Genomic DNA, 5,145 nt, shown 5'->3' on the forward strand with positions numbered 1-5,145 from the left:
GACTTATCACGCAGGTCGGGTTGTAGCGCGCGATTATCTTCGCAAGCGCGGCAAGCGTCGTCGCCGTGTCGTATGGCGGCAGYAGCATGCCGCGCCGGGCAAATGACGAGCCCTTTTCAAAATGCAGGTCCGAGACAACGAGGATGCGGTCACTTTCGAGATAAAGTGCACCCGACGGATCGCAAACACCGCTGTGCCCGGCGACAGTCACTTCGGCTGCACCATGCAAGGCTGTCTTGATCGTCTGAAACACCGGCGTCATTTATGATCCATCATTTCCCGGGTCAGTTCGTCGGCGATCTCTTCCAGAAGCGTCTCATGCGCTTCACCGGGGACACGTTCCTTGCCTATCTCCATCATAACGGGAACGGCAAAAGGCGAGATCTGGTCGAGGTTCTTGTGAACGATATGACCCTTGATTCGGCTTAGCATATCGCTCAAACGCCGAATGTCGAGAAGACCCGTTGCAGCATCGGCGCGCGTCGCCTTAATGAGGATGTGATCGGGCTCATGCTCACGCAGCACGTCGTAGATCAGATCGGTGGAAACCGTCACTTGCCGTCCGGATTTTTCCTGTCCGKGATGACGCTTTTCCACAAGCCCGGAGATAAGCGCGCAATTGCGGAAGGTGCGCTTCAGCATGAAACTCTCCGAAAGCCAGGTTTCGAGATCGTCCCCCAGCATATCCTCGTCGAAGAGCTCCGAAAGCGGCAATTCGCCATTTTTGAACATCCGCCCCATGTCGCGCAGGCCCCAGATCGATACGGCATAGTCGGTGGCGATAAAGCCAAGGGGCCTCGCCTTGGCGCGTTCCAGCCGCCGGGTGAGCAGCATTCCGAGCGTCTGGTGTGCCAGCCTGCCCTCGAATGGATAGATCACCATGTAGGATCGCTCGCCGCGCGGGAAGGTTTCGACAAGCAGGCTGCCTGGCTGCGGCAGCACGGATTTTTCCTTCTGGATACGCAGCCAGTCGCTGACCTGGTCAGGCAAGGCGCCCCAACGGGCGGGATCAGCCAATATACCGCGAACCTGATCTGCGAGATAAGTGGTCAGAGGGAACTTGCCGCCCTCATAGGACGGTATCTTGGCGTCGAATCCTTCAGCGTTTGTGACAATGCATTCGTTCTCGCGAATTCCCTCGAAGCGCAGCACGCGGCCAGAAAAGAAGAAGGTCTCGCCCGGACTGAGCGACTCGACGAAATACTCCTCTACCTTGCCGAGCACCGGCCCCCCACGCACATTGCCGCCCTTGCCGCGCTGGCGGGTGAGTCGCACGTTGAGGCTCGGCGCTTCGATAATGGTGCCGACATTCAACCTGTACTGCTGGGCAAAGCGCGGATGCGTCACACGCCAGGTACCATCCGCCGTCTGCTTGATTTTGGCGAAGCGTTCATAGCTTTTCAGCGCATACCCGCCGGTCGCAACGAAATCGACGATGCGATCGAAGGTCTCGCGTGGCAGCGCCGCATAGGGCAGGGCGGTGGTGACTTCAGCGTAGAGATCGTCTGCGCGGAACGGCTCGGCGCAAGCCATGCCGAGCACGTGCTGTGCCAGCACGTCCAGCGAACCGTCACCCAGTGGCGGGGTATCCTGCGCGCCGATATAATTGGCGTCCAGCGCCGCCTGACATTCCATCACCTCGAAGCGATTGGCCGGAACGAGGATCGCGCGCGAGGGTTCGTCCATGCGGTGGTTGGMKCGGCCGATGCGCTGCGCSAGSCGGCTSGCGCCCTTGGGCGCSCCGACATGMAYGACGAGATCGACATCRCCCCAGTCGATGCCGAGATCGAGCGTCGACGTCGCGACCACGGCCCGCAAAGCATTGGCCGCCATGGCCTGCTCCACTTTGCGGCGCTTGCCAACATCGAGCGAGCCGTGATGCAGCGCGATCGGCATATTGTCGTCATTCGCCATCCAAAGATCGTGAAACAGCCGCTCGGCCTGGCTGCGCGTGTTGACGAAGATCAGCGTCGTGCCATGCCGCTTGATCGCATCGTAGATGCCAGGCAGCGCATAGACAGCCGAATGCCCGGCCCACGGCACGTGATCGTCCGATTCCAGAATGGTGATGTGCGGTTTTGCACCGCCTTCCACCGTGACAAGACTGGCCATTGGTGCATCGCTGGTCTGCGGCAGGAGCCAGCGCCGCAACCCATCCGGGTCGGCGACAGTGGCGGAAAGTCCTATCGTCTGCACGCCGGGTTGCAAGCGCCGCAGCCTTGCCAATCCAAGAGACAAAAGGTGACCCCGCTTGGACGTAACGAGGGAATGCAACTCATCGAAGATCACATAGCGCAGATCCTCGAAGAAGCGCCCGGCATCCTTGGCCGCGATCAGAAGTGCCAGCTGTTCGGGCGTCGTCAGCAATATATCCGGCGGCGCCAGTTTCTGCCGCTGCCGTTTATAGGCGGGCGTATCGCCGGTGCGCGTCTCGAGCGAGATATCGAGACCCATCTCCGAGATGGGCTTTTCGAGGTTGCGATGGATATCGACAGCCAGCGCCTTCAGCGGCGAGATATACAGCGTATGGATACCGCGGCTCGACGCATTGCTCTTGCCGCGTTGCGCCAGGTCGACCAGTGCCGGCAGAAATCCAGCCAGCGTCTTGCCCGCGCCTGTCGGCGCTATCAGAAGGGTCGAATTTCCCTGTTCCGATTCCTGCAACAGTGCAAGTTGATGGGCGCGCGGCAACCAGCCCTTCGACTGAAACCAGTTCAGGAAGGACGGCGGCAGAAGAGGGGTGCCAATCTCGGCCAGGGGTGATTTGCTGGTACTCACTGCAGCGAATGTAGTTGCGCGGCCTCAAAGCGCCAAGACATTGTTTGTCAGGATTGCGCGGAGCCAAATGCGGCCTATGTTCGTTAGGTGGTAAAACCGAGGAATGTCTTGCTGAAACGTCCCGAAGCTCTGCTGTGTTCAACACCTGCCGGCCTCTATTCCCCGGCCGGTGATTTCCATATCGATCCCGTTCGTCCCGTCGATCGCGCTCTGATCACCCATGGCCATTCCGACCACGCCCGCTCCGGTCACCGCAAGGTGATGGCAACGCAGCAGACGCTCGACATCATGGGCTTGCGCTATGGCGCGAATTTCGCCGGCGAAACACAGGCCGCAGACCTCGGCAAATCCATCGAGATCAATGATGTCAGCGTGAGTTTTCACCCGGCCGGCCATGTGCTCGGATCGGCGCAGATCGCTGTAGAGAAGGACGGCATGCGCATCGTCGCCTCCGGCGATTACAAGCGCCGCGCCGATCCAACATGCCTCGGTTTCGAACCCGTCGCCTGCGATGTCTTCATCACCGAAGCCACCTTCGCGCTGCCGGTCTTCCGCCATCCGGACAGCCGCGACGAGATCGCCAAGCTTTTGAAATCCGTCGAGCAGTTCCCAGAGCGCTCGCATCTCGTCGGCGCCTATGCGCTCGGCAAGGCACAGCGGGTCATCCGTATGCTGCGCGATGCCGGCTATGACCAGACCATCTATATCCACGGTGCCCTTGAGAAACTCTGCGGCTACTACCAGTCGCAGGGCATCGATCTCGGAACTTTGGCACCGGCGACCACCGAGACAGGCAGCGTGCAGGATTTCGCCGGCGCTATCGTCATCGGGCCGCCTTCGGCCTTTCTCGATCGCTGGGCGCGGCGTTTTCCCGATCCGGTCTCGTGCTTTGCCTCGGGCTGGATGCGAATCCGCCAGCGGGCGCGCCAGGGCGGTGTCGAACTGCCGATCATTCTTTCCGACCATTGCGACTGGGACGAGTTGACCGCCACGATCACCGAGCTTGGACCGCGCGAGGTCTGGGTCACGCACGGACGCGAGGAAGCCTTGGTGCGCTGGTGCGAGCTGAACGATTTTGCGGCGCGACCGCTGCATCTCGTTGGCTACGAAGACGAGGGCGATTGATGGAGGAATTCGCCCAACTCCTTGATCGGCTGGTCTTGACCCCCGCGCGCAACGGCAAGCTCACGCTGCTTGTCGATTATTTTCGCGATACGCCTGATCCGGATCGCGGCCTGGCGCTTGCCGCCATCACCGGCGATCTCAACATCGCCAATGTCAAGCCTGCGATGCTACGCGCCTTGATTGCCGAGCGTATGGATGAGCAGCTTTTCGCTTATTCCTACGATTACGTCGGCGATCTCGCCGAAACCATCTCGCTGGTCTGGTCAACGGATGAACCGCTGCGTGCCAATGCCGTGCCGACGCTCGGCGATGTCGTCACTTCTCTGGAGCATGCCTCGCGCAGCGACGCGTTAAGGCTTGTCGAGAAATGGCTGGACCAGCTCGATGCATCTGCCCGGTATGCGCTGCTGAAGCTCGTCACCGGTGGCATGCGCATCGGGGTTTCAGCCCGGCTTGCCAAGCAGGCGCTGGCACAATTCGGCGAAGTCGATGTTACAGAGATCGAAGAGCTATGGCATGGCCTGAAGCCGCCCTACCAACCGCTATTCGCCTGGTTGGAGAAGACTGCCGACAAGCCGGAAAGCCTTGGCCTGGCGCCATTCCGCCCGGTCATGCTGTCGACACCGCTCGAAGAACCGGACTATGCCAGAATCAATGCGGAGGACTACGCCGCCGAGTGGAAGTGGGATGGCATTCGCGTGCAGTTGACCGCCGAGGGCGGAAGGCGTCGCATCTATTCACGCACCGGCGATGATATCTCCCATGCCTTTCCCGACATTGCCGATTTCATGAGTTTCGAAGGCACCCTCGACGGCGAATTGCTCGTTGCGCGCAGCGTCGATGCCGCTATCGAGATCGGCGCTTTCGGCGACCTGCAGCAGCGCCTCAACCGCAAGACCGTCTCGGCCAAGCAGCTGGAAAGCCATCCTGCCTTTGTCCGGCTCTACGATCTGCTTTTTGACCGCAAGGAGGATATCCGCGCATTTCCATTTGACGAACGGCGCACCCGCCTCGAATCCTTTGTCAAACACCTGGAACCAACGCGCTTCGATCTTTCACCGCTGGTTCCTTTCGAAAACTTCGAGGACCTCGTCGAACTGCGCAAGAACCCGCCGCATCCGATCATCGAAGGGCTGATGCTGAAGCAGCGCTCGTCGGCCTATGTGCCGGGCCGGCCGAAAGGTCCGTGGTTCAAATGGAAGCGCGATCCCTTCATCATCGATGCTGTGCTCGTCTATGCCC

General features: G+C 60.4%; 3 protein-coding genes and 1 pseudogene. 2 read left to right on the top strand and 2 right to left on the bottom strand.

Translation table 11 applies throughout. The features are described 5' to 3' along the window. Together ACXJ5O_RS18185 and ACXJ5O_RS18190 are read right to left on the bottom strand one after the other, a co-directional pair. Positions 1 to 241, bottom strand: a pseudogene (locus ACXJ5O_RS18185) (ligase-associated DNA damage response endonuclease PdeM); the annotation flags it as partial. Positions 242 to 258: 17 nt separating this feature from the next. Next, entirely contained in the window at positions 259 to 2,778 is a 2,520-nt protein-coding gene (locus ACXJ5O_RS18190; RefSeq protein WP_457301116.1) for a ligase-associated DNA damage response DEXH box helicase, read from the bottom strand. 108 nt (positions 2,779 to 2,886) lie between these two features. Between ACXJ5O_RS18190 and ACXJ5O_RS18195 the strand changes: the two genes are divergently transcribed. Continuing rightward, positions 2,887 to 3,903 (top strand): ligase-associated DNA damage response exonuclease, encoded by a 1,017-nt coding sequence (locus ACXJ5O_RS18195; protein ID WP_457301117.1) that lies wholly within the window; start codon positions 2,887 to 2,889, stop codon positions 3,901 to 3,903. Further along, positions 3,903 to 5,145, top strand: a 1,243-nt coding sequence (locus ACXJ5O_RS18200) for a cisplatin damage response ATP-dependent DNA ligase (protein WP_457301118.1), incomplete at its 3' end; no start/stop codon positions are given. The genes ACXJ5O_RS18195 and ACXJ5O_RS18200, both read left to right, overlap by 1 nt.

The sequence above is a fragment of the Phyllobacterium sp. P5_D12 genome, from assembly GCF_054049495.1.